Genomic DNA, 26,393 nt, shown 5'->3' on the forward strand with positions numbered 1-26,393 from the left:
CCCCGTGCACCCTCCTGAAAAGCACAGAAACCTACAGGAGTTCTGAATGAGCCCACAACACGACACTGTCGGCACGACCACAAAAGAGCCCTTGAGCCATACCGGGCTGCTGAAACTGGCACCCACAATGTTTGCCATCGCCATCGGTTGCGCCGTGGCCTCGACCCTGCTCAGCCTGGTGCCGCTGTGGTGCATCTACAAGATTGCGCAGATGCTGCTCAATACCGCACCCAATGCCGAAGCCGCCCTGGGCTGGGGGCTGGCAGCGCTTTTTGCCGTTCTGTTGCGCTGGCTGATCATGACCGTCAGCCATGTAACCGCCCACCTGGCGGCCTTCGAGCTATTACGCCAGCTGCGCAGCCGTATCGCCCGGCATCTGGGCGAAGTCCCCTTGAGCTTCTTCAACAAGAACAGCAGCACGGACCTGCGTCGCACAATCAACGACGACGTCGGCTCTCTTGAAGGCTTTTTTGCTCACTCACTCCCCGACTCCATAGCCGCCGCCGTAATGCCGCCGCTGACCCTGATCGTGCTGCTTTGCATCGACTGGCGACTGGCACTGGCCTGTATTGCCCCGCTGCCCCTGGCCTTTATGGCGCAGATGCTGATGGTCAAGGGCTCGGCCGAACGCATGGCCAAATGGCAAAGCCTGCAACAGCAGATTTCCCAGAGCTTCAGCGAGTACCTGCAAGGTATACAGGTCGTGAAAAGCTTCGGCCTGACCAGCCTGCGCTTCGGCACACTGAGCAAGGACATTCGCGGTGCCGCTGAGTGGGTGGCCGGCTTTGCCCGCAAGAGTTCGCTGTTCTGGGTGGTGTTCTCGGGCCTGCTCAGCGCCAACCTGATCATCGTTGCGCCACTGGGTGCCTGGCTGCTGCTGGCAGGCAAGATCACCCTGGAAACATTGCTGTTGTTTCTGCTTCTCGCCCCCGCCGTACTGATGCCACTGCTGCGCCTGACCTACATGCTCGGCGATCAGGTACAACGCAATGCGGCACTGGCCCGTATCAACGAGGTGTTGCTCAGCCCGGCGATGAGCGAAAACCCGGACGCCCGCATCCCCGATGCGCCACTGGACCTGCGCCTGGAAAACGTCTCCCACACCTATGGCGAAAGAAAAGCCCTGAACCAGGTCAGCTTCAGCGCCCAGGCAGGCCAGTTGACAGCGCTGGTCGGCCCGAGCGGCTCCGGCAAGAGCACCGTGGCGCAACTGGTTTGCCGTCTGTTCGATGCCGACAGCGGCAGTATCACTCTGGGCGGCACGGATCTGCGTGACTGGCCGCTGGAAGCCTTGCTCGAACGGGTCGCGTCGGTATTCCAGCAGGTTCACCTGTTCGACGGCACAGTGCTCGACAACCTGCTGCTGGCCAGGCCCGATGCCGATCAGGCCAGCGTCGAAGCCGCCGCCCGCGCAGCCTGTGCCCATGACTTCATTCAGCGTCTGCCGCAGGGCTATCAGACCCGAATCGGCGAAGGCGGAGCGCAACTGTCCGGTGGCGAACGCCAGCGGCTGTCCATCGCCCGCGCCCTGCTCAAGAACGCTCCGGTACTGATTCTTGATGAAGCCACCGCCTATGCCGACAGCGAAAACGAAGCGCTGATCCAGGAAGCTCTGGCCAATCTGTGCCGAGGCCGCACGGTGCTGATGATCGCCCACCGCCTGCATACCGTGATTGCCGCCCAGCGCATCGTCGTGCTGGATCAGGGGCAAGTGTGCGGCATCGGTCGTCATGAAGAGCTGCTTGAAGGCTGCACGCTGTATCGACAGCTCTGGCAAGACCACACACGTATTCGCCAATGGCAACTGAGCAGTACAGGAGTATCGGCATGATCGCCAATCTGATGCGAGCCGGTGAACGCCTGGCCGGCCAGCGTGACCCACATCTGAATCAGGGCCTGCGCCTTGCAGTGCTGGAAGGCCTGTTGAGCGCTGCGCCTTACCCTTTGTTGTACTGGTTGCTCGACAGCCTGCTCAAAGGCACGTCCACCACCTTGAGCGTGATCGGGCTGGCACTGGCGATGCTCGCCTGCCTGATTGCCCGAATCGTCACCGGCGCAATCGGCACACCGCTGATCTTCACCGGTGCCTACGCCATGATGGCCAACGCCCGCATTCGCCTTGTGGACCATCTGCAAAAGCTGCCTCTTGGCTGGTTCGGCAAGACCCACAGCGGCGAAATCAGCGCTCGGGTCACCGGTGACCTGGCACTGGTAGAACATCTCTGGTCACACTTTCTCGGCGTCTTCGCCCTGTCGCTTGCGAAGCTGGCCTTTCTACTGATCTTCCTGTTCTGGCTGGAACCCGTGCTGGCCTTCGCTGTGCTGGCCATGCTCCCATTGGCCTGCCTGGCCATCTATGTGGCGATCCGCAAGACTCTGGTGCATGCCGACCGCATGCTCACCAATAACAACCGCACCCAGGCAGCGTTGCAGGAATACATTCAAGGCATTGCGGTGATCCGCAGCTTCGGCCGGTTCGGCAGCGCCCTGCAACGCTTGAACAAAGTGATGGATGCGCAGCATCAGGCGATGGTCAGCATCGAACTGAAACCGGCACCCTGGGTCGGGCTGTTCGGACTGGTGATCGAAGCCGGTTTCATCCTGATGGTACTGCTGGGCTGCAACCTGCTGCTCAAGGGGCAGTTGAGCATCGAAAACCTGCTCATCTTTACCGTGCTGTCCCTGCCGCTGTATCGCCAGGCCATCGACCTGGGTTTCTCCACGCTGCTGCTGCGCTTCGGCCATCTGGCCCTGACCCGCACCGAGCAGTTGCTGGAGCAGGCACCGATGCCTGAGCCTTCCACGCCACGCAAACCCCAACACTTCGATATCGAACTCAAGAATGTGCGCTTCAGCTACGCCGAGCGTGAATCGACGGTGATCGACGGTATTTCCTGCCACATGCCAGCGGGCACCCTGACCGCACTGGTCGGCCCGAGCGGAGCCGGCAAAAGCACTCTGGCGCATCTGGTCGCAAGGCTCTGGGACATCGACAGCGGTCACTTGCAGATTGGCGGCATCGAGGCCCGTGAGATTGGCAGTCAGTACCTGCAAGAACACATCTCCATGGTCTTCCAGGACGTCACGCTGTTCTCCGGCACCGTGCTGGACAACCTGCTGGTCGGCAAGCCCGGCGCAAGCGAACAGGAAGTCATCCACGCCGCACGCCTTGCTCAGGCCCACGACTTTATCGAGGCCCTGCCAGACGGTTACGCCACGCGGATTGGCGAAAACGGCGGCTGGCTTTCAGGTGGCGAACGCCAACGCCTGTCCATTGCCCGTGCCCTGCTCAAGAACAGCCCGATCCTGTTGCTCGATGAAGCCACTTCCAGCGTCGATCCGTCCTCGGAAGCCGCTATTCAACTGGGGCTCGATGCATTGGTGCGTGACCGCACCGTGCTGGTCATCGCTCACCGCCTGCACAACATCCAGCACGCCGACCAGATTCTGGTCATGGATCGCGGGCGCATCGTCGAGCAGGGCCGTCACGACGAGCTTCTGGAGCTGAACGGTCTTTACGCACATTTATGGAATCAGCAGAGCCGGGCACGGCACTGGAACCTGAACACCTGAACCCTACGCGCCGCGCAAATCCTGCGCGGCACGAGTACTTGTCTGGATGGAGTCTTACCATGTACACATCGACCAGAAAAGCCTCGACTACGCGCGGCACAACGCTTGAAGACTTCGACCCTGCAACACTGGTTGATGAAATCGCCAAGCAACTTCGCTTGCCCGTCGAACAGCTACCAGGCGATGCCAACCTTCTACGGCTGGGCCTTGATTCAATGCACCTGATGGCCTGGCTCAATCGCTTTCGTCGCCTGGGCTTCAAGGTGACCTTGAGCGAGCTTTATGACCACCCGACGCTGGAGGGCTGGCAAAACCTGCTGGCCAATGCCCGCGCCAAAGTTTCGGGTGCCGCAGTACCACAAGCCACCGAACCGCTGCCGCGCATGAGCGATGGCCAGCCATTCCCGCTGACCGCCGTGCAGCACGCCTATCTGGTAGGCCGCTCCAGCGAGCAGCCACTGGGCGGCGTGGGTTGCCATCTGTATCAGGAATTCGATGGCCATGGGCTGACAGCACAGGTGCTGGAGCCTGCGATCTATCAGCTGATCGAACGCCATCCGATGCTCAAGACCCGCTTTCTGGCCAACGGTCGCCAGCAATGGCAACCACACGCCTCATGGCCGGGCCTGAAGGTTCATGACCTGCGTCAGCACGACCAGGCTTCGCGCCAGCAGACCCTCCTGCAATTGCGTGAGCAACTGGGCCATCGTCGTCTGCAGGTCGAGATCGGTGAAACCTTCGACTTCCAGTTGTGCCTGCTGCCTGAAGGCAAACACCGGCTGCTGGTCAATATCGACCTGCTGGTCTGCGATGCCGCCAGCTTCAACCAGTTGTTCGAGGAACTGATTGCCCTGATAGCAGACCAGCCGCTGCCGCCCTCGCCCACCGATTACGACTTTTGCAGTTACCTGACACAGGTCGAGCGCAACGATCAGGCACGTATCGAACAGGCCAAAGCCTGGTGGATGGCGCGTCTGGACGATTTGCCGCTAGCCCCGATCCTGCCTTTGGCGCAAGAACCCGAGCGTATCGAACAGGTCCGCATCAGCCGCCGTCGCGGACAACTGGACGCCGCGCAATGGCAGGTTTTCAAGGAGCACGCCGGCAACCACGGCGTAACCCCGACCATGGCGCTGGCCACATTGTTCAGCGCGGTGCTGGGTCGCTGGAGCGGCCAACAGAAACTGCTGCTGAACCTGACCCTGTTCGACCGCCAGCCGCTGCACTCAGCCGTAGCCGGCATGATTGCCGACTTCACCAATATCCTGCCGCTGCCTGTGGAATGCGACGGCCAGACCTTTGCCGAACTGGCACTGGCCAATCAGCGCACGTTCGCCGAGGTTCATGAACACAGCGCCTGGTCCGGTGTTGAAGTGCTGCGCGAACTCAAGAAGCACCAGCGCCATCCCCATGGCGCGCCGTTGGTGTTCACCAGCAATCTGGGACGCCCGCTGTATGGCGAAGCCGAAGCAAGCTCCATCGGCGAACTGGGCTGGGGCATTTCCCAGACCCCGCAAGTGTGGATCGACCACCTGGCGTTCGAGCACCGTGGCCAGATCATGCTGCAATGGGACAGCAACAACGACCTGTTCCCCAAAGGGCTGACCGACACGCTGTTCGAGGTCTATTTCGAGCAGGTGCTTGCCTTGATTGCTGACCCGAGCGGCTGGTCACGTCCGCTTCCGGAACTGATGCCTGCCACCCAGCGAGTGGTTCGCGAGCTGGTGAACGCCACAGCGCGTCCTGTGCCTGCCGGCCTGCTGCACGACGCCGTTTTCGCCCAGGCTGAACATCGTCCAGACGCCATCGCCTTGATTCAGGGCGAGCGTCAGTTGAGCTTTGCCCAGTTGATCGACCAGGCCAGTCGCCTTGCCGGCAGCCTGCAAGCCCGAGGCGTGAGCGCAGGCGATACGGTCGCGGTCAGCATGTTCAAGGATATCGGCCAGATCATTGCCGTACTGGGCATTCTCAAGGCCGGAGCCATTTACGTTCCCGTGCCACCTGATCAACCGCTGGCGCGACGCCTGGGGATCTATAAAGGTGCCGGGGTCAAGTGCGTGCTGACCAGCGCGGAAGAACCTCGCGAAAGCGAAATCGACAACCGTCTCGACTGGCAGCAGGCAATCCTCGGTGAACCCTTGCTTGAGCAAGTGCCGGTGGATGTGCAACAACCGGCCTACATCATCTACACCTCGGGTTCCACCGGCGAACCCAAAGGCGTGGTCATCAGCCATCAGAGCGCCCTGAACACCTGCGTGGATATCAGCCAACGCCATCAAGTCGACGAAAACGACCGGGTACTGGCCCTCTCGGCGCTGCATTTCGACCTGTCGGTCTACGACATCTTCGGCGTGCTCGGTTCAGGCGCTTCGGTGGTGCTGGTCAACGAGCAGCAGCGCCGTGACCCGGCGCTGTGGTGCGACCTGATCGTGAAACACGGCATCACGCTCTGGAACAGCGTACCTGCCCTGTTCGACATGCTGCTGACCTACAGCGAAGGTTTCGAGCTGCACAGCCCGTCACATCTGCGGGTGGTCATGCTGTCCGGCGACTGGATCGGCCTGGACCTGCCCGAGCGCTATCACCAGTACCGCGCCGACGGCCAGTTCGTGGCCATGGGCGGTGCGACGGAAGCGGCGATCTGGTCCAACACCTGCACCGTGGCGCGTGTCGAGCCGAACTGGCGCTCGATTCCCTACGGCCAGCCGCTGGCCAACCAGAGCTATCGCGTGGTGGATGAGCTGGGTCGCGACTGCCCCGACTGGGTTGCGGGGGAACTATGGATCGGCGGTATCGGCGTCGCACAAGGCTACTTCAACGACATCGAGCGCAGCGCCCGTCAATTCGTCGAAGTGGACGGCGCACGCTGGTATCGCACCGGCGACATGGGCTGCTACTGGCCCGACGGCACTCTGGAGTTTCTGGGTCGTCGCGACAAGCAGGTCAAGGTCGGCGGCTATCGCATTGAGCTGGGTGAAATTGATGCAGCGTTCAACCGTCTGGATGGCGTCAAAAGCGCCATCAGCATGGCGCTGGGCGAGCGGGAAAAAAGTCTGGTGGCCTTTGTCGTGCCGCAAGGTTCAAGCCTGTGCAGCCCGGTGGAAGCCGACCCACGCACACCGACCGACTATTGCGACTGGCTGACGTCTGCCTGCCTTGCCGAGCTATCGACCTCGCAAGATGCTCTGCTGGCTGATTTCCTGACCCAGCATCTGGCCCTCAACGGCCTGGACTTCAATACACCCGCCAGCCTCGACGCGGCCCTGCAAACCTATGGCGCTCAGGAACAATGGCGTGGACTGATGGGTCGCTGGCTGGACTGGCTGAGCGCCCAGGGCCGCCTGAGCTGCAATGCCGATGGACAATGGCAGCGCACACACAGCGCCGAATCGGTCAGCAGCGCCGACAACGATTCGACTTACGCCCTCAAGGAAGCGCTGAACGCTCACCATGACGCACTCAGCGATATCCTGCGCGGCCAACGCAATGCCCGGACTTTGCTCGATCACCCTTACTGGTCGCCCGAGCATCTGTTGATGCAAAGCGCTGGCAGCAGCGCCGCCCTCGAACAACTGGCGGCCTCCATTGCCAGCCTGAGCCAGCGTCTGCAACGCCCCGTGCGGCTGATCGAAGCCGGTGCCCGCAGCGCTGTGGGCGCCGTTCATCTGCTGGAGCGACTGAGCGCCACCCAGGTGCAATACACGGCTATCGATGAGTCCCAGGCGCTGGTCCTCAAAGCCCGGGAACGTCTGGCCCGCTTTGCCCACGGCAAAGCCTGTCGCGACACCGATGCCGAACTCCAGACCCTGCGCCACAGCGCCGATGTACTGCTGATCAATAACCAGTTGCACCGCATCGATCAGTCTGAGCTGGCACTCCAGCGCTGGCTGAAACTCTGTACACCGGGCGCAGCCGTCTGCGTGCTGGAACTGGCGCAGGCTTCTGCGCTGGCATTGGTCAGCGCGGATCTGCTCAACGGCGGTCAGAGTGCCGCGCAACAGTTGCGCAACACCGCTCACTGGCAAAACCTGCTGGCACAAGCCGGGCTGAACGCTTGCCAGGCTGATCGCCTGGGCGATGTGCAACGTCTGGTGCTGCGCGCCAGCGACACACTGCAAAAACCGGACGCGGCACGACTGGCCAAGGCACTGGCCAGCGAACTGCCCGGCTATATGATCCCGCAGCGCCTGTACTTTCTCGACGCTCTGCCCTTGACTGCCAATGGCAAGATCGACCACAAGACTCTGGCCCAGCTCTGCAAACCTGCCGTCGAAACCCTCGACGACACTCAGGCCCCGAGCACCGACAGCGAGCAATTGCTGGCCCGTCTCTGGGAAGAGCTGTTGCAGACCGGCCCGGTCCATTGCCAGAGCCAGTTCTTCCAGCTGGGCGGCGACTCCCTGCTGGCCACCCGACTGATCGGCGAACTGGGCAAGCATGGCTATCGCGCACGGCTCGATGACCTGTTCAACTTCCCGGGCCTGCAAGCCTTCGCCGCCACTCTGGTTGCCGACAACAGCGCGCCTGCGACAAACCTGCAACATGATCCCGCTGGCCGCTATCAGCCTTTTGCCTTGAGCGATGTGCAGGAAGCCTATCTGGTGGGTCGCCAGCCCGGTTTCGTACTGGGTGGCGTAGGCGCGCATTTCTTTGTCGAGTTCAACGTCGAACAACTGGATATCCAGCGCTTCGAGTCGGTCTGGCAACAGTTGATCGCCCGCCACGACACACTGCGCGCAGTGGTGCGTGACGGGAGCATGCAAGTGCTGGAGCAGGTTCCCGCTTTTGTGCCGCAACGTCACCGCGTCAGCTCGCTGCAGGCCCCGGAAACCCTGGCGCTGCGTTATCGCCTGTCGCATCAAGTGCTGAACCCGGAACAATGGCCATTGTTCGATGTGCAAATCGCCGAGGATGGCGGCACGCACAGCAGCGTTTTCATCAGCCTGGACAACCTGTTGCTCGACGGTATGAGCATGCAGATTCTGCTGGCCGAACTGGAAGTGCTGTATCAGCAACCCGACCGCGAACTGGAGCCCATCGAGATCGGCTTCCGGGATTACCAGTGTCTGCGTGCCGCGCAACCCGAGGCCGTCAACGCCCAGGCCTACTGGCAGCGCCGCCTGGACAGTCTGCCGTCCGCGCCGCGCCTGCCATTGCGACAGGACCCGAGCGAAGTCGGTACACCGCGCTTCGTGCGTCTGGCCGACCGGATTCCGGCAGACACCTGGGAACGCCTGAAAGCCCAGGCACACCAGCACCAGTTGACGCCTTCAGGCCTGCTGCTCAGTGCATTCGCCGCCGTGCTTTCGGCCTGGAGCAGCGAGCGTGAACTGACCCTGAACCTGACGCTGTTCGACCGTCAGCCGTTGCACCCGCACATCGACCGGGTACTGGGCGACTTCACGTCATTGCTGTTGCTGGCCTGGCAACCGACCGGCCAGTGGCTCGGCAGCGCTCAACGCCTGCAACAGCGGCTCTGGCGCGATCTGGCCCAACGGGATCACTCGGCCATCCGGGTCATGCGCGAACTGGCCAGACGCAACGGTATGACTGCCGCGCAGATGCCGGTGGTGTTCACCAGCGCGCTGGGCTTCGACAAAGGCCGCTTCATGGCCGAGTCGTCCTGGCTCAAGCCGGTCTGGGGCATTTCCCAGACGCCACAGATCTGGCTGGACCATCAGGTCTACGAGTCGGAAGGCGACCTGTGCCTGAACTGGGATGCCGTCGAGGCGCTGTTCGAGCCAGAGATGCTGCGCGCCATGTTTGCGCAGTACGTTGCCTTGTTGCATCAACTGGCCGAACAACCGCAGGCATGGGCCTTGCCGCTGGAGCAACTGGTGACGCGCAAACAGGCAGGCGCCTCAATCGCCACCCTGCCCCGCGCACTGCCAGTACCGACGCCGGTTGACACCGGCAGCCAGGTCGATGAGCAGATCGTCGAACAGATCCGCCAGAGCTTCAGCGAAGTGATGGGGCTGAAGCTGCACGACGCCCGGCAGAACTTCTTCGATGCGGGCGCCAGCTCCCTGAAGCTGGTGCAGTTGCATATCCGTCTGACTCAGTCGGGCTACCCGCAACTGCAAGTCACGGACCTGTTCGGCTACCCCAATGCCCATGCGCTGGCCTTGCATCTGAGCCAGACAGCGCCAGTCAGCGAAGATCTGGAACAGGCGCGTCGTACCCAGTTGACCCAGCGCAATGCCAGACGGTTACGTCGCATCGGGAGTGCTTCATGAGCCGCTACCTGCCTTATTGGTGTTACTACCTGCATCAAGGCATGCTCACGGCCTTGATGCTGCAAGGGGTGGTCGGCTACTTCCGTCATCAGGGGCTGGACCTTGCAAGCCTCAGTTTGCTGTCGCTGACGTTCCTGCCCTGGGTCGGCAAGTTTCTCTGGGCACCCTGGTGCGAACGCCACAGCATTTCCCTGCGCGGCAACCGCTACCTGGGCAGCCTGGTGATCCTGCAACTGTGCATGGCGGCGACCTTGCTGACGCTCGGCTTTCTGGCACCGGAGCATTCGATCTACCCGATCATGGCCGGTTTGATGCTGCTGGCCTTGCTGTCGGCCAGTCATGACATCTATGCCGACGGCATCACCATCACTACTTGTGATGCCGCCAGTCGTCCGTTCGCCAATACCGCGCAGGTGGGCGGCAGTTATCTGGGCGTGGTGTTCGGCTCGTTCGTGTTCCTGTACCTGGCCGAGCACTGGGGCTGGCGTGCGGGCTTTACCGGGATGGCGGCGGTTTCACTGTTGCTGTTGTTGCCGGTGAGCCTGCTACCGGCCAGCACGGTCAGCACGGAACCGACACGGCCTCCAAGGCTGGACCTCAGCAGTTTCACGGCCCTGTGGCCTGCGCTCTGCCTGACCGCCATCTACTACCTGGCAATGCGCGGCCTGATGACCGTACAAACCGTGCTCTTGCTGGATCAAGGCTTGAGCCTTGCGGACCTGGGTTTTGTAACGACGTTGTACGGCACCCTCGCCAGCGCCCTTGGCGTATTCCTCGGTGGCTGGCTGGCCAAGCGTTTCGGCGCCTGGCGCTGCCTGTTGCCCGCCATGGCCATCCACGCCGCGATTGCCGTGGCGGCGGCACTGGGCGCCACGCTCTACAGCCTCACGGCCTGGCTGGCGCTGTTCGCGCTGGTCAATGTCGCGGCGGCCATCAGCTTTGTCACGCTTTACAACCTGTTGATGGGCGTCGTACGAGCGCATCAACCGGCCTCGGACTATGCCCTGCTGCAATCGGTGGATGCCGCCATTGCCATGCTCGGTTCCATGGCCGCCCTGCAAGTCGCCCATCATCTGGGCTATCCAGCGTTGCTGGCCATTCTGGCGGCCATTGCCTGCCTTTCTCTATGGCCTGCGTTGCGGCTGCGTCGCCGCCTTGAACGCGCTTCATCCACTTCGTCTAACGCTCCTGCCCAAGAGGTCATTCATGCACACCTTTGAAGAGTTCTACGGCACCAGTGAACCCATCGCAGTCATTGGTCTGGCTTGCCGCTTCCCCGGCGCCAGCGACAGTACCGAGTACTGGCAGAATCTACTGAATGGCCGCGAATGCAGCCGCCGTTTCAGCCGCGAAGAACTGTTGGCCGCCGGGCTGGACCCGGCGCTGATCGACAACCCCGATTTCGTCAATGTGGCCTCGACCATCGATAACCCTGACCGGTTCGATGCCGCGCTGTTCGGCTATTCGCGTCAGGAAGCCGAATCCATCGACCCGCAACAACGACTGTTCCTGCAAACCGTCTGGCACGCTCTGGAGCATGCGGGTTTTGCGCCACGCGACGTTGTTCACAAGACCGGCGTTTTTGCATCAGGACGCATGAGCACCTATCCGGGCCGCGACAATATCCGCGTCACCGAAGTGGCTCAGGTCAAGGGTTTGCAAGCCTTGATGGGCAACGACAAGGATTATCTGGCCAGCCGCGCCGCTTACAAGCTCAACCTGCGCGGCCCGGCCATGACGGTGCAGACGGCCTGTTCCAGTTCGCTGGTCGCCGTGCATATGGCCTGTGAAAGCCTGCGCAGCGGCGAATGCTCCATGGCAGTGGCAGGTGGTGTTGCGGTGTCGTTTCCGCAACAGGCCGGTTATCTCTACCAGCCGGGTATGATCTTTTCGCCGGACGGGCGCTGCCGCCCTTTCGACGCCAGTGCCCAGGGCACCTTTGCCGGCAACGGAGTAGGCGCCGTGACCTTGCGCCGTCTTGAAGATGCCCTGCGCGACGGCGATCCGGTTCTTGCCGTACTGCGCGGCAGTGCAATCAATAACGACGGTCATCACAAGGTCGGCTACACCGCGCCATCGGTGGTCGGCCAGCGTGAGGTCATCAGCGACGCCCTGCTGCTGGCCGATATCGATTGCGCCAGCATCGGCATGATCGAGGCTCACGGAACCGGCACGCCACTGGGCGACCCCATCGAAGTGCAGGCGCTGCGCGATGTCTTCGCCCAGCGCAGCGACATCGGCGGCTGTGCGCTGGGCTCGGTCAAGGGCAACCTCGGCCATCTGGACACCGCAGCCGGTATCGCCAGCCTGATCAAGACGGTGCTTGCCGTCAGCCATGGGCGGATTCCGCCGAGTATCAACTTCGAGCAGGCCAACCCGGCGCTGCAACTGGAAAACAGTCCGTTCAAGGTCCCGACCCAGCCTCGTGACTGGCCAGCCGGGCCGCGCCGCGCGGGCGTTTCCTCCTTCGGAATCGGCGGCACCAACTGCCATGTAATCGTCGAAGCCGTACCGGACACCTTGCGCAGCGTCAGCCCCAAACCTGAGGCCAGCGCTCTGTTGCTCAGCGCCGCAAGCCAGGCATCACTGCAGCAACTGGCCGGTCGCTACGCCCTGCAACTCAAGAACAGCAACGCTCCTGCCAACCTGGCACATACCGCGTTACACGGTCGCCAACTCGACCTGCCTTATCGCCTGGCGGTGCCATTGCATGAAGAAACGGCACCGGCACTTGAAGCCTTTGCCCAGGGCAACAGCGATGCACTGCTGCATGACGGCCATGCACAACAGGCCGCACAGCTCTGGTTGTGCAGCGGCCAGGGCAGCCAGTGGGCGGGCATGGGCAAAAGTCTCTACGGCCAGGCCAAGGCATTTACCGAAAGCCTGGACCGCAGCTTCGCCGCCTGCGCTGCCCACCTTCAACCATCCCTGCAATCGGTGATGTTCGGCGAGCATGACACGCTGATCGACCGCATGGATTATGCGCAGCCGGCCATCGTGGCCTTTGCCGTGGCCATGGCCGCCCACTGGCGCGAACAAGGCCTGACGCCGGACCTGCTGATCGGTCATTCGGTGGGTGAGTTCGCTGCCGTGGTGATCGCCGGAATCTACCGTCTGGAAGACGTGCTGCCACTGGTCATTACCCGTGGTCGCCTGATGAACCAGAGCGCCGCCGAAGGCACGATGCTCTCGGTGTTCTGCGACGCCGCAACCCTTGAGCCTCTGGCCCGCCAGCATGGCGTCGAGATTGCCGTGCATAACGCCGAACAGCATCTGGTGGCTTCGGGCAGCCGTGACGGCATCGAGGCGCTTGTGCAAACACTGCAAGACCGGCAGATCCGCCATAATCGCCTGAGCGTGGCCGGTGCAGCACATTCTCGTCTGCTCGACCCGATCCTTGATGAGTTCCAGCAAGCCTGCGCCCGCCTGCATGCCAACCCCGGAAAAATCCCGCTGATCTCGACCCTGACCGGCCAGCCGCTGACTCAGGCAGAGCTGGAAAGCGGTGATTACTGGCGCCGACACATGCGCGAGCCGGTGCGCTTCCATCAGGCATTGCAACAAGCCCTGCAAACCGGCGTCGGCATCAGCCTGGAGCTTGGCCCCGATGCACCGCTGACCGGCATTGGCACTCGCCTGCAACAACCGGGCGTTCACTGGATCGCCAGTGCCCGACGTCACAAACCCGCACAGACTGTATTGCAAGACAGCCTCCTGCGCCTGTTCGCCGCTGGCGCCAACCTGCCATGGCGCGAGTTGCTGCCCAGCAGCGGGCAGCGCATCCAGGCACCACTTTATGCCTTCGATGAACAACGCTACTGGTGCGATACGCCACGTCAAACGCTCGCGGTGACTCAGCAGGATCCGTTGCTGGAAGCCGGTCGCAAGGCAGTCATTCAGGAAGGCGCAAGCCTGGATCTGCCGCGTCTGGAACGCCTCTATGTGTGCGTGACCAAGCTGCATGCAATCTATGTCGATCAGATGGTTCGTCAGTGCGTGGGCGAGCGCATCGATGCCGGTGCTCCGGCGCTGGATATACTGCGTGGCGGGCGTCTGCTACCGCGTCACCGGCAATTGCTGGTACGCCTGCTCAACGCCTGTGTCGAGGACGGCTACTACGCGCAGGAACAAGGCCTCTATCGCACCGCCATTCCGGTGCCTTACGAGCAGCGCGCAGCCCTGCTCAAGGAGTTGCGCGACTGCTGCGAAGGCCTGGACGTGATCGCCGAAACGGTCGAACGCGCTGGCGAGCAGCTTTTCGCCATGATGAACGGCTCCGTGGAGCCCGTGGCAGTGATCTTCCCGGAAAGCGCATCGAGCGGCGTGGAAGTGCTGTATCAGCAATTCAGTTTCGGTCGCTACTTCAACCAGATTGCCGCAGGCGTGATAACCGGGCTGGTCAACCAGAACCAGCAGAACGGTGGTGGCCCGCTGCGCATTCTGGAAGTCGGTGGCGGCACGGGCGGCACCACCGCCTGGCTGTTGCCCGAGCTCAAGGATGTGGCGGATGTGCGTTATTGCTTCACCGATATCTCCGCCCTGTTCAGCCGCCGCGCCGAAGACAAGTTCAGCGAATACGACTTTGTCGATTACGCCCAGTTCGACCTGCAGAAACCGGCCGGCGAGCAAGGCTTCCTGGCCGGGCAATATGACCTGATCGTCGCCGCCAACGTGATCCACGCCACCCAGCATGTGGGCCAGACGCTACAAAACCTGCGCCCGTTGCTCAAGCCCGGTGGCGGCCTGTTGATGCGCGAAATCACCCGCCCGATGCGTCTTTTCGACTTCGTGTTCGGCCCGCTGGTACTGCCGCTGCATGACGAACAGGCCCGTGGCGGCGAGTTGTTCCTGTCCACTGAACACTGGCAGCAGCAATGCCGGGAAAGCGGTTTCGAGCGCCTGGACTGGCTGCCGGACGATGGCAGCGCCACCGCCAACATCAGCGAACATATTCTGCTGGCCCGAACCCAGGCGTCGAACGTCACCAACAGCACGGCCAGTGCCGGTCACGACAGTGGCAGCGCTGTCCTCGGTCGACAATTGGGCGAAAGCCTCTATCAACCCGACTGGCGCGATTGCGCCGGCCAGGCACAACGCTGGCAGGCGCGTCTGCAACAGGCGTGCAGCGAACTGGCGGCGCGGCATGGCGATACACGCCAAGTACCTGCCTTCAATCAGCCCGTGATTTTGCCGGAGCGGCTGGACGGTTTGTCGCTGGAATGGTGCGCCAGCCCGTTCGGCGTCGCCCGTGTAACCCTCAAGCAACGCAATGACCAAGGCCAATGGCTCTTGCTGGGCAGCGCCGATAACCAGCCAGCGGCCAGCGCGTCTCTGCCCGCACTGAAAGCAGCGCCGGGAACTCATTACGCCTGGCAGTGGCTGACACTGAAAGTGCAGGATGCCGTTGTACCCGCGTTGCGTATTGAACCGGCCAGCATGCGATCTGCACTGGCTGAAGTGGGCATTGCTCATGACCCTGACGCCAAGGCCTGTCTGCTGATCGTGGAAAACGGCGAGCTGCAAAGCATCACCAACGACGTGCTCAATGCCCTGACCCACAACACCGATCAACCGTTGCTGGTGGTCACCCGCAATGCCTGGGCACCGACCGCCGTAAGTCCGGAACAACGTGCAATCTGGGGTCTGCTAAAGGTTGCCAGTGCCGAGCAGCCAGAGCGGGCGCTGGCGGCTATCGACCTGAATGGCAGTGACGAATGGCAACAACTCTTGCCGGGACTGAGCGCCGCACAGAGCGGCGAACGCTGGATCGCGGTACGCAATGGCCTGGTGCAGGTCCAGACACTGGCCGTCCAACCCCACAGCACCGCCAACCTGCCCGCGCAAAGCTTCACCGGCAACGGCTGGCATGTGGTCACCGGCGCCTTTGGCGGGCTGGGTCGCTTGAGCGTCGAGTGGCTGGCTCATCAAGGTGCCCGTCGCATTGCCCTGCTCGCCCCTCGTTGCCCTGAAGACGTCGGGCAATGGTTCGCCCGCCTGCAACAGGAGCACACCTGCGAATTGCGCTGGTTCGACTGCGATGTCAGCGATCCGGCTGCACTGGGCATGTGCCTGGAAGACTTGCAACTGGATGGCGGCATGACTGGCGCGATTCATAGCGCCGGTCTGCTGGACGATACGCCGCTGGCCAACCTCGACAGCGAACGCATGCAACCGCTGTTGCAGGTCAAATGCTCGGCCGCCAGCCAGCTCCAGACCGCACTGGCCGGTCAGGGCCGCTATCTGCTGCTCTACTCTTCGGCCGCTGCCAGCCTCGGCGCATCGGGCCAGGGTGCCCATGCGCTGGCCAGTGCCTATCTGGACGGTCTGGCCGAAGCCAATCCTCGCACCAGCCTGCGCACCATCAGCATTGCCTGGGGTGCCTGGGGCGAAATCGGCCGGGCTGCCGAAGACAACCTGCATGCCAGACTGGCTCAGGGTGGAATGGGCACGCTGCAAACCGGCGAAGGTCTCTGGCATCTGGAGCAAGCTGTCATGCGCGGTGCGCCATGGCACCTGGCAATGCGCGTGGATCATGAGCGTATCGACCCGCGTCGTCGCCTGTTCGCACAACAGGCCGAACAACCTGCCGCCCGACCTCAGGCCAAGAACACTCGGCAGACCGATGCCATCGCGGCACCGGTGCTGACCGGCGAAGCAAAGGCTGATCGTCAGGCCCTGAGCCAGTGGCTGAGCGCATCGATCTGCCGACAATTGCGCCTGGGCTCCGACTCTGCGCCTGCGGAAAATCAGGACCTGATGCAACTGGGCCTGGACTCGTTGCTGTTTCTGGAACTGAGCAGCGATATCCAGCGCCAACTGGGCATTCGTCTGGACGCCGAACAGGCCTATCGCGACCTGAGCATCCGCGGCCTGAGCGCCCTGTTGCTGACCGATGCCGGGAAAGCGCCGGTGGCCGCGAACGATCAGCAGATCGTGCCTGATCCAAAGGCGCGCTTCGAGCCGTTCCCGTTGACACCGATTCAGCACGCCTACTGGCTGGGACGCACCGACCTGATCGAATACGGCGGTGTGGCCTGCCATGTGCTGTTCGAGTGGGACAAGGCCTATGCCGACTTTGACCTGAGCCGTTTCGAGCGGGCCTGGAATGCGCTGATCGCACGCCACGACATGCTGCGCATGGTGGTCGACAGTGACGGTCGGCAACGCATCCTTGAACAGACGCCCTGGTACAAGCTGCCACGCAATGACCTGCGCGACTTGCCTCAGGAGCAGCAGCAACAGCGCTTGCTGGGCATTCGCGAAGAAATGTCGTATCGGGTCCTGCCTGCCGACCGCTGGCCTCTGTTCGAGGTCACGGTCAGCGAACTGGATGCAGGGCATTGCCGCCTGCACATGAACCTCGATCTGCTGCTGTTCGATGTGCAGAGTTTCAAGGTGATGATGGACGATCTGGCCACGGCCTATGCCGGTCAGGACCTTGCGCCTCTGCAACTGACCTTCCGCGACTATGTACTGACCGATCTGGCGCAGCGCGACAGCCTGCAATGGCGCCAGTCCTGGCGCTACTGGCAGGAAACGCTGGAGCACCTGCCAGCCGCTCCGCAGTTGCCGATGGCAGCCGTGCCGCAACAGGGCCAGCCACGTTTCCGCACTCTGCAGGCCACGCTGGGTACCGAGCACTGGAGCAGCTTCAAGACGCAATGCCAACAGTCTGGCGTCACCGCCTCCGCGGCCTTGCTGGCGCTGTTTGCCCAGACACTGGAAAGCGTCAGCCGCACGCCGGACTTCACCCTCAACCTGACTTACTTCAACCGCCGCCCGCTGCATCCGCAGGTCCAGCAGTTGATCGGCGACTTCACTTCGGTGCTGTTGATCGACTTCCAGCTGGGGCGCGGCGACAGTCTGCGCCAGGTCATGGAAAGTACCCAGGCACGTCTCTGGCAACGCCTCACCCACACCAACGTCAACGGTGTGGAACTGATGCGCGAACTCGGACGCCGTCAGGGCCAGAGCCGTCAACCGGCAATGCCGGTGGTGTTCACCAGCATGCTGGGCATGTCGCTGGACGGTAAAGCCATCGATCAGGCCATGACCTCGACTCTCGGCGACCCGGTGCATGTCTTCACCCAGACGCCGCAGGTCTGGCTCGATCATCAGGTCATGGAGATCGATGGAGAGCTGGTGTTCAGTTGGTACTGCATGGAGGACGTGCTGGCCGATGGTTTGATCGACAGCCTGTTCCAGGCCTATGGCGAATTGTTGCAGAAGCTGGCAAGCCAGCCCCAAGGCTTCGATGGTCAGCCCGATCTGCCGCGCCACGACTGGTCGGTCAATCTGGACGGCGAGCGCTTCGACCCGCAAGCCCTTGAGGCACAGTTGCGCCGTGCTCAAGGCGTTCAGGCGGCAAGAATCAGCGTCGATACCGATGGCCGGACCTTGCTGGGTGAACTGGTCGCCAGAGAACCGGCAGCCCTTGATGACACCCTTCTCGCCCCGCTGCCACTGGCGCTGAACGAGTTGCCGGACCTGAGCGATGCCCAGCGTCGGGAAGTGGACCTGACCTGGCAAGCGCTCGAAAGCCGTGCCCGCCAGGGCATCCTCGCCACTCTGCAAAAACACGGGCTGTTCACTGAAGCAGGTCAGAGCCATGACCTGGCCCAGGTGATGACCCGTCTGGGAGCATTGCCGCAATTTGGCGGCCTGCTGCGCCAATGGCTGGCCATGCTCTGCCAGCAAGGCTGGGTACAACAGGACGGGCAGCGCTACCTGACCCTGACGCCAGAAGGTGCCCCGGCGATAGCGCAGACACTGCCTGATGCCGACTGGAGCCAGACACTTTCCACCTATCTGGATGCCTGCATCGAGTTGCATGGAGAGTTGCTGCGTGGTGATCGCTCACCACTGAGCCTGCTGTTCGGTAACAGCGACGAGGTCGTGAAAGCCCTTTACAGCAACAATCCGGTCCTGCATTGCCTGAACAGTGCTCTCGCACAGACCGCCAAGGCGCTGGCCGGTAAACGTCGTGACCTGCGCGTGCTGGAAGTGGGTGCCGGTACCGGTGCCACCACCAACCACTTGCTGCCGATGCTGGAAAGTCATCTGAGCGAATACCGCTTTACCGATGTTTCCAGCCTGTTCCTCAAGCAGGCCCAGGAGCGCTTCGCAGCCTGGCCACAACTGACCAGCTCGATTCTGGACCTGAACCAGCCCGTGGACTTCAGCCAGCATCCGGCACAAGGCTACGACCTGATCGTGGCGGTCAACGTGATGCACGATGCTTCCCATGTGACACGCTCACTCAAGCGCTTGCATCGCCTGTTACGCAGTGGCGGGCATTTGCTGCTGCTGGAGGCAACCGAACGCGACAGCGCACTGCAACTGGCGAGCATCGGGTTCATCGAAGGCCTGAGCAACTTCGAAGACGAGCGCAGCGAAGACGACAAGGCCATGCTGGATCTGCCGCGCTGGCGCACTGCCGTGCAGGCTTCGGGCTTCAGTTGGGTGATGAACTGGCCGCAACAGGCTCAGGACAGCATGCGGCAGCATTTCATGCTGGCCCGCGCCGAAGGCAACACGCATCTGGATCTGGCGGCCGTGCAGACTGATATTGAACAGCAGACACACTGGCCACTGGCATTGCGTCAGGTCGAACAGTTGTTGAGCGCGACTGAAACCCAGCGTGCCGAAGCAGCCAGCACCGAGTCTCGTCCCGCAGCAGTCGTGAACCCGGCAACACTGGATGCCGTCGCCCGGCTATGGCAGGAATTGCTCGGGCAAAGCCTGGATGCCGAAAGCGACTTCTTCCAGAGTGGCGGTGACAGCCTGATCGCGACCCGCATGATCGCACGCCTCAACCGCATGGGTTACCCAGGCAGCAGCCTGCGCAATCTGTTCGACAACCCGCGTCTGGGCGACTTCTGCGCCACCTTGCAGACCACCGAAACCCGTGCCGACGACAACCCGCTGGCCCTGGCCCGTGGCCGCAACAAGCTGCCGATGTTTGTGTTCCATGCATCCGATGGCGAAATAGGCTCTTACCTGCCACTGGCTCAAGCGCTGGATCTGCAGGTCTTCGGCCTGCAGGCCGCCGATGCACTGGGTATTCAGTCTCTGCAAGATCTGGCAGCACATTACGTTCGCGCCATTCGCCGCCAACAGGCCAGCGGACCGTATGTGCTGTTGGGCTGGTCCTACGGGACATTCGTGGCCGAAGCGGCTGCTCATCTGTTGCAGCGCGATGGTCAGCAGGTGCGTCTGATCCTGCTCGACCCGGTCTGCCGTGAAGACTTCCACTTCGAGAACCGTTCGGGCCTGCTGCGCCTGATGGCCCAGGGCGCGAAGACCGTCGAGTTGCCCGACGATCTGGAACAACTTTCCGCATCCCGGCAACTGGAAGTGTTCATGGGCAATGCCACCCGTGCCGGCGTACTGAAGAACCAGCCGGAACCGGAGCAGGCCCGACAGTGGCTGCAACGCATCGAGCACTTGATGAAGCTGCTGACCCGCCACTCACGCCCACAACACCTGGACCTGCCGTGCCTGTGGCTGACCGCCGAAGGTCGCCCGCAGCACTGGCAACCCGCCGAACAGGACTGGCAGGACTGGGCTGCACAGGCCAGGCGCCAATCCATGGCCTGCGATCACTGGCAACTGCTGCTTGAACCGCAACAGGTCGAACGTACCGCCGCAGCCATCAATGCCTGGCTGGTCGCCACTGACAAGGAGCATCAACAATGAGTACGCCTTTGAAAGTCCTGATCGTCGGGGCCAAATTCGGCGAGCTGTACCTCAACAGCTTTCTGGACGAGCAACCCGGCCTGCAACTGGCTGGCCTGCTGGCCAATGGCAGCCCGCGTTCCCGAGCGCTGGCCAATGCCTTCGGCATCCCGCTGTACACCGACATCGAGCAATTGCCAGGCGACCTGGACATTGCCTGTGTCGTGGTCCGCTCGGCCATCGTTGGCGGTGTCGGCGGGCAGCTCACGGAAAAGCTGCTGCGCCGTGGCCTGCATGTCATTCAGGAACACCCGGTTCACCCGGATGAAATCGCCCGTCATCAGCAACTGGCCGCGCAGTCGGGGCTGCATTACATTGTCAACAGCTTCTACCCGCATACCGAAGCCGGTCGTTGCTGGACCGGTGCGGCGCAACGTGTCAGCCAATTGCTGGATGGCCAGAAACCACAACTGGCGCAACTGACCACCAGTCGCCAGTTGCTCTATTCGAGCCTGGACCTGCTGTTGCAAGCCTTGGGCTGCGAGCTGGCAGCCCAGGCCAGCGTGAGCCTGGTGGATCGCGACACGGATTTTCACACTCTGTCCCTCAATCTGCCGGGCAGTCGTGTGCTGCTGCGCCTGCAAAGCTGGATGGACCCTGACGATCCCGACCTGCACAGCCTGGTCATGCATCAGTTGAACCTGGCCTGGAGCAGCGGATACCTGTCGCTGGACGCCAGTTACGGCCCGGTCAACTGGACGCCCGCGCTGCATGCCGATACCCACAACGACGATCGGCAGACGCTCTACGCCAGCACCGCCAACTATCTTGAACGAGCCACGGCATTACCCCTGCACCCGGCAGCCAGCCACTGGCGCAGCGCCCATGAAATCGAAGGACCTGCCGGCGTCACCTGGCTGTTGCAACACCTGAAAGCCTGTATTCAGGGCGAACCTGTCGCTGCAAGCCTGAGCGGCGACTACCAACTCGCCCTGGCCCGGCTCTGGCAGGAAACCCTGCGCTGCGCAGGGCCTGCCGAGCAGCGTTCGGCCACGCCGCCGCGCATCATCGATGCCGACCAACTGCGAGCGGAGGTCTGAGTCCATGGGCATGCTGCGACCTTATCTTCAGGCCGACCACTGCGACACCCATGTGCTGCTCTGCCCGTTCGCCGGTGCCAGCGGCGGTGCATTCCAGAGCTGGCGGGGCCTGGACGAACTGGGGCTGGACCTTTCGCTGGCAATCTATCCGGGACGCGACCAGCGCATGCACGAACCTTGCGTGCGTCAGGTCCAGCCACTGGCCGAAAGCCTTGCCGCCGAAATTCAGGCGCTGACCAACCCCCAGCGCCAGAAGCTGATCCTGGCCGGGCACAGCATGGGCGCTCAGGTGGCGTTCGAGACCTGCCTGCTACTGGAAAAGGCCGGTAAACCGCCCGCCGGGCTGGTGTTATCTGCCTGCCATGCGCCGCATCTGAGTGGCAGGCGCCTGCTCAGCCATCTGGATGACCAGCGCTTTATCGAGCAACTGGTCGCCATTGGTGGTTGCAGCGAGGCGCTGTTGAAAGACCGCGACCTGCTGATGCTGTTCATGCCGTTGCTGCGCGCCGACTTCCAGGCCACCGAAAGCTACCACCGCCTGCTTGATCCGCAGCGCCAGCAACTGCACACCCCGACCCTGCTGCTGCACGGCAGTCACGACCCCGAGGCCGATGCCGAGGAAGTCGCGGCCTGGAGCCAATGGCTGAGTGGCGATCACCAGCAACACGTCATGGCAGGCGATCACTTTTACCTGACTCAGCGTCCCAGGGCCTTTGCGGCCCGTGTTCTCGGTTTCATCGAGAACAGCATCAGCCCTTTCCATCATTAACGGGAGCCGGACATGAACACACAACACACCTTGCCCAATGACCCGCTACAACCTTACCTCGACCTGACGCTACCCCAGCGTCTGCAACACTGGGCTCAGGCCAAGGGTTCACGCACCGCTCTGGTATCGGGCGAGCTGCGCATGAGCTACACGCAGCTCAATCAACGAGTAGAACGCCTGGCAGGCGGGCTGGCAGCACTCGGCATCGTGGCCGGTGACCGGGTGATGCTGCAACTGCCCAACAGCATTGCCTTTGTCAGCGCCTTTTTCGCCGTGATGCGCATCGGCGCGCTGCCGGTCCTGACCATGCCCACACAACGCGCCCAGGATATCGAAGCGCTGTGCCAACTGGCCGAACCGGTGGCCTACCTGATTCCCGACCGTATCCGTGACTTCGACTACCGGGAAATGGCGGCAGGCATCGTCGAGCGTCAGCACTCGTTGCGCCATGTGATTGTCGATGGAGAACCGGGAGCCTTCACGGCACTGTCATCCCTGGATGCGCCCTGCCCGGCATGGCCGGTCATCAATCCACTCGATACGGCTTTGCTGCTGCTTTCCGGCGGTACTACCGGAACACCCAAGCTGATTCCTCGCAGCCACGCGGCCTACGCCTATAACTTTTCCCTCTCGGCCAAGCTATGCGAAATCGACAGCAGCAGCGTGTACCTCGCGGTTCTGCCGACCGCCCATAACTTCACCCTGGCCTGTCCGGGAATATTGGGCAGCCTGGCGGCGGGAGCGACGGTCATTCTGGGCGAAAGCGCCAGTTGCGATCAGGCGATGCCGTTGATCGAGCGCGAGCGTGTCACCCATGTGGCGCTGGTGCCGCCACTGGCACAGCTTTGGGCACAAGGCCGGGAATGGGAAGACAGCGACCTGTCGAGCCTGAAGCTGTTGCAGGTCGGCGGCTCGCGACTCGATCCGGTTCTGGCGCAACAGCTGCTGGATTCTCTCGGCTGTCGCCTGCAGCAGGTGTTCGGCATGGCCGAAGGCTTGCTGTGTTACACCCGGCCCTCGGACTCGCTGGATGTGGTGATCAACACTCAAGGCCGTCCATTGTCGCCATTCGATGAAGTGCGGCTGGTGGATGCCGATCTGCAGGACGTCGCACCGGGCCAGACCGGCGAACTGCTGACCCGTGGCCCTTACACCATTGCCGGTTATTACCGGGCCGAGGCCCACAACGCCGTCAGCTTTACCCCGGATGGCTTTTACCGCAGTGGCGACCTGGCGCGCTGGACACCCGAAGGCAACATCATCGTCGAAGGCCGGATCAAGGAGCAGATCCAGCGCAGTGGGGAAAAGATCTCTGCCGCACTGATCGAATCCCACCTCAATACCCTGCCCGAAGTCGAAGCGGCGGTTGTGGTTGCCGTGCCGGACACGCTGCTGGGCGAGCGCATCTGCGCCTTCATTCTTGGAGAGCAACCTGCGGGCGCAGCTCAACAGGTGCGTGACCAGTTGCGCGAATGCGGGTTGGGCGAAGACAAACTGCCCGATCAGTTCGAGTGGGTCGCGGCCTGGCCATTGACCGCCGTGGGCAAGATAGACAAACGCCAACTCGCCGTCATGGCTCAGTGAATCCGGAGTTTTCCATGAGTGCCATCAAGTCCGCGCCTGACTGCCAGAACCTGGGCGACATACGCCAAGGCATCGACAGCATTGATCAGCAGATCGTCAGTCTGCTTGCCCGACGCTTGACCTATGTAAAGGCCGCTACCCGTTTCAAGGCCAACGAACACAGCATTCCCGCCCCGGAGCGGGTCGTGGCCATGCTCGAAGAGCGGCGCCAATGGGCCGCCGAGGCGGGGCTGCCTGTGGATCAGACCGAGGATTTCTTCAAGGACCTGATTCACTGGTTCATCAATCAGCAGATCAATCACTGGCGCACCCTGCATCCGGAGGCTTGTGAACAATGAACCCACTCCCATCGTTCGACGGGCTGCTGAAATGCCTGGACGAAGCCCGGCAGCGGGTCAGCCCGAAACGGCCTTTTGTGCTGGCGTCATTCTCGACGCCATCGCCGGAGGTCGAGCCACTGACGCTGTTCAGCGCCAACCGGGAACATCTGCAACCGGCCAGCCTGTGGCACGTCAAGGCTCAGGCGCAATATCGCCTGGGGCTGGGCCTTGCTCATGAGTTCAATGCCCGCAGCACCGACAGTTGGCAACTGCTTGAAGATCGCTGGCAAAGCCTGGCAGCCGACGCCGTCGTCCATGGCCCGCATCGTCCGGCGCTGTTCGGTGGTTTCGCCTTCGACAGGCACCATCACAGAACCCGGTTATGGCGTGATTTTCCCGATGCTGCGCTGACCCTGCCGCGCTTCGAGCTGCATGAGAACGAGGGCCAGACACGCCTGATCGTCAATGTGCTGGTGGCGCAAGGCACCGTCTGTGAGCAACTGGCCGACAGCCTTGTCAACGAGTGGGCGACCGTTCTCGCCAGACCGGTACCCGTCAAGGCTGCGCCCGTCGACAACTATGTGCGCCTGTCCATGGCGCACTTGTGGAAGCAGGATGTAAGTAATGCTGTGAGCTGGATCCAGCGCAGCGACCTGGAAAAGGTCGTGCTGGCCCGTTCGCAAAACGTACCGGCTGCGCAGCCCTTGCATCAGGTCATGCAACGTCTGCTGCACAAACAACCCAATGCCTATCTGTTTGCATTCGCTCGGCAGGACAGTTGCTTTGTCGGCGCTTCACCTGAATGCCTGCTTACCGTACAAGGCAAGGCGTTTCGGACCATGGCCCTGGCGGGCACAGCACCACGCGGCCAGAACAGCGCTGACGATGCGCGGCTGGGAGAGCAATTGCTCGCCAGCCGCAAGGACAACGCCGAGCATGCAATGGTGGTCGCCAGCCTCAGGGAGTGCCTGAGCCAGCACTGCCTGGAACTGGATATCGCTCGCCAGCCACGGCTGCATAAACTGCCGCATATCCAGCACTTGCTGACGCCGGTCCAGGGCACACTCGCGCCAAACGCCCGCTTGCTGGCAATGGTCGAAAGCCTGCACCCGACCCCGGCGGTAGGCGGTTTGCCGCGTAATCAGGCACTGGACTACATACGCAATCACGAGCATCTGGATCGTGGCTGGTACGCCGGGCCGGTAGGCTGGCTGGATGATCGCGGTAGCGGCGAATTTGCCGTCGCCCTGCGCTCTGCCCTGCTGGACGGCAACAGAGCGACCCTGTTTGCAGGGTGCGGGCTGGTCAGTGAATCTGAGCCGGAGAGCGAATATCGGGAGAGTGATCTGAAGATGCAGACCATGCGCGAGGCGTTGTCAGGAGGCATGATGGGGATTGGATAACGCCGTCGCGGGCAAGCCCCCTCCCACAATCCCGTGGGAGGGGGCTTGCCCGCGACAGATGGTTTGTCCTTACTTCGCCGCGCCCTGCAAGAAGAACTGCATCAACAATGCTGCCATACCGGAGCGCGCCACCCGGCCGCGCCGTTCTGCATCCACCAGCCCGAACAGCTGGGAAGCGAAGATTTCCGTCAGTACCGGTGCGCCGATGTCGATCCGGAAAATACCCTCGCGCTGACCACGCAGGAAGAAGGCATCCAAAGCATCCGAATACGGCATCCAGCGGGTGCCGCCACAGCGTTCGTCCATGGAATCCGGGCGCCATTGAAAGCACAGGAACACCAGCACTTCACGATGGGTCAGGTGCCCTTCGATCAGACGGCTCAATGCATCCAGCGGTGCAGCGTGCTCCAGGTCCGAGGCTTCAATGACCTGGTTCATCAGCGACGAGCCATGGTTGAGCAACATTTCGATGAGGTTGCTGCGGGTCCCGCAAAAGCGATTGAGGGTAGCCTTGCTCACGCCGGCAGCCTCGGCGATGTCCTTGAACGTGCCTGCCGGATGTTCGACAAGCGCGATAGCCAGAGCTTTCAGGAGTTTTTCATCAGCAGCGGGTAAATCCATTGGGTGGTCTTTCACTCGTCAAAATGGCATGGCGGGCATTGTGCAGAAAAAGCCCATTTCCTCAAAGAACATTAACAATTGCTCACAAAAGATTCATATGAGTCAATATT

11 protein-coding genes are annotated in these 26,393 nt (G+C 62.2%); 10 read left to right on the top strand and 1 reads right to left on the bottom strand.

What is annotated here, in order from left to right:
- The first annotated feature begins 46 nt into the window (after positions 1 to 46).
- The 10 genes from JL015_RS04225 to JL015_RS04270 are packed head-to-tail and all read left to right on the top strand — an operon-like array spanning position 47 to position 25,662.
- The gene (locus JL015_RS04225) at positions 47 to 1,831 is read left to right on the top strand and encodes an ABC transporter ATP-binding protein (protein WP_201017558.1); all 1,785 of its coding nucleotides are present in this window, start codon (positions 47 to 49) and stop codon (positions 1,829 to 1,831) included.
- Positions 1,828 to 3,573 (top strand): ABC transporter ATP-binding protein, encoded by a 1,746-nt coding sequence (locus tag JL015_RS04230; protein ID WP_201017559.1) that lies wholly within the window; start codon positions 1,828 to 1,830, stop codon positions 3,571 to 3,573. Before JL015_RS04225 ends, JL015_RS04230 begins: the two co-directional genes overlap by 4 nt.
- A 59-nt stretch (positions 3,574 to 3,632) precedes the next feature.
- Positions 3,633 to 9,809: a non-ribosomal peptide synthetase gene (locus JL015_RS04235; RefSeq protein ID WP_201017560.1), complete on the top strand. Its 6,177-nt coding sequence runs from the start codon at positions 3,633 to 3,635 to the stop codon at positions 9,807 to 9,809.
- Positions 9,806 to 11,029 carry an MFS transporter gene (locus JL015_RS04240; protein WP_201017561.1) on the top strand — a complete coding sequence of 408 codons (1,224 nt, stop codon included), beginning with the start codon at positions 9,806 to 9,808 and terminating at the stop codon, positions 11,027 to 11,029. The genes JL015_RS04235 and JL015_RS04240 overlap by 4 nt, the downstream gene beginning before the upstream one ends.
- On the top strand, positions 11,016 to 20,507 hold the full coding sequence (locus JL015_RS04245; protein ID WP_201017562.1) for a type I polyketide synthase: 9,492 nt from the start codon (positions 11,016 to 11,018) through the stop codon (positions 20,505 to 20,507). The genes JL015_RS04240 and JL015_RS04245 overlap by 14 nt, the downstream gene beginning before the upstream one ends.
- Positions 20,504 to 21,586: a Gfo/Idh/MocA family oxidoreductase gene (locus JL015_RS04250; RefSeq protein WP_201017563.1), complete on the top strand. Its 1,083-nt coding sequence runs from the start codon at positions 20,504 to 20,506 to the stop codon at positions 21,584 to 21,586. The genes JL015_RS04245 and JL015_RS04250 overlap by 4 nt, the downstream gene beginning before the upstream one ends.
- Positions 21,587 to 21,590: 4 nt before the next feature.
- Positions 21,591 to 22,355, top strand: a complete 765-nt coding sequence (locus JL015_RS04255; protein ID WP_201017564.1) for a thioesterase II family protein — start codon at positions 21,591 to 21,593, stop codon at positions 22,353 to 22,355.
- 12 nt (positions 22,356 to 22,367) lie between these two features.
- Positions 22,368 to 23,939: a (2,3-dihydroxybenzoyl)adenylate synthase gene (locus JL015_RS04260; RefSeq protein WP_201017565.1), complete on the top strand. Its 1,572-nt coding sequence runs from the start codon at positions 22,368 to 22,370 to the stop codon at positions 23,937 to 23,939.
- Positions 23,940 to 23,953: 14 nt separating this feature from the next.
- Positions 23,954 to 24,277, top strand: coding sequence for an isochorismate lyase (locus JL015_RS04265; RefSeq protein WP_025259794.1), 324 nt, complete (start codon positions 23,954 to 23,956; stop codon positions 24,275 to 24,277).
- On the top strand, positions 24,274 to 25,662 hold the full coding sequence (locus tag JL015_RS04270) for an isochorismate synthase (RefSeq protein ID WP_201017566.1): 1,389 nt from the start codon (positions 24,274 to 24,276) through the stop codon (positions 25,660 to 25,662). The genes JL015_RS04265 and JL015_RS04270 overlap by 4 nt, the downstream gene beginning before the upstream one ends.
- A 69-nt stretch (positions 25,663 to 25,731) precedes the next feature.
- Here JL015_RS04270 and JL015_RS04275 read toward each other — a convergent pair whose 3' ends face one another.
- Entirely contained in the window at positions 25,732 to 26,283 is a 552-nt protein-coding gene (locus JL015_RS04275) for a TetR/AcrR family transcriptional regulator (RefSeq protein ID WP_201017567.1), read from the bottom strand.
- Positions 26,284 to 26,393: the final 110 nt, after the last annotated feature.

Origin of the sequence: Pseudomonas cichorii, from assembly GCF_015471405.1 — a bacterium.
Classification (GTDB): domain Bacteria; phylum Pseudomonadota; class Gammaproteobacteria; order Pseudomonadales; family Pseudomonadaceae; genus Aquipseudomonas; species Aquipseudomonas serbiensis.

What these genes read in the sequence shown, in the direction of transcription:
- JL015_RS04225 (WP_201017558.1), top strand. Translation starts at nt 47, where the DNA reads ATGAGCCCACAACACGACACTGTCGGCACGACCACAAAAGAGCCCTTG.
- JL015_RS04230 (WP_201017559.1), top strand. Translation starts at nt 1,828, where the DNA reads ATGATCGCCAATCTGATGCGAGCCGGTGAACGCCTGGCCGGCCAGCGT.
- JL015_RS04235 (WP_201017560.1), top strand. Translation starts at nt 3,633, where the DNA reads ATGTACACATCGACCAGAAAAGCCTCGACTACGCGCGGCACAACGCTT.
- JL015_RS04240 (WP_201017561.1), top strand. Translation starts at nt 9,806, where the DNA reads ATGAGCCGCTACCTGCCTTATTGGTGTTACTACCTGCATCAAGGCATG.
- JL015_RS04245 (WP_201017562.1), top strand. Translation starts at nt 11,016, where the DNA reads ATGCACACCTTTGAAGAGTTCTACGGCACCAGTGAACCCATCGCAGTC.
- JL015_RS04250 (WP_201017563.1), top strand. Translation starts at nt 20,504, where the DNA reads ATGAGTACGCCTTTGAAAGTCCTGATCGTCGGGGCCAAATTCGGCGAG.
- JL015_RS04255 (WP_201017564.1), top strand. Translation starts at nt 21,591, where the DNA reads ATGGGCATGCTGCGACCTTATCTTCAGGCCGACCACTGCGACACCCAT.
- JL015_RS04260 (WP_201017565.1), top strand. Translation starts at nt 22,368, where the DNA reads ATGAACACACAACACACCTTGCCCAATGACCCGCTACAACCTTACCTC.
- JL015_RS04265 (WP_025259794.1), top strand. Translation starts at nt 23,954, where the DNA reads ATGAGTGCCATCAAGTCCGCGCCTGACTGCCAGAACCTGGGCGACATA.
- JL015_RS04270 (WP_201017566.1), top strand. Translation starts at nt 24,274, where the DNA reads ATGAACCCACTCCCATCGTTCGACGGGCTGCTGAAATGCCTGGACGAA.
- JL015_RS04275 (WP_201017567.1), bottom strand. Translation starts at nt 26,283, where the DNA reads ATGGATTTACCCGCTGCTGATGAAAAACTCCTGAAAGCTCTGGCTATC.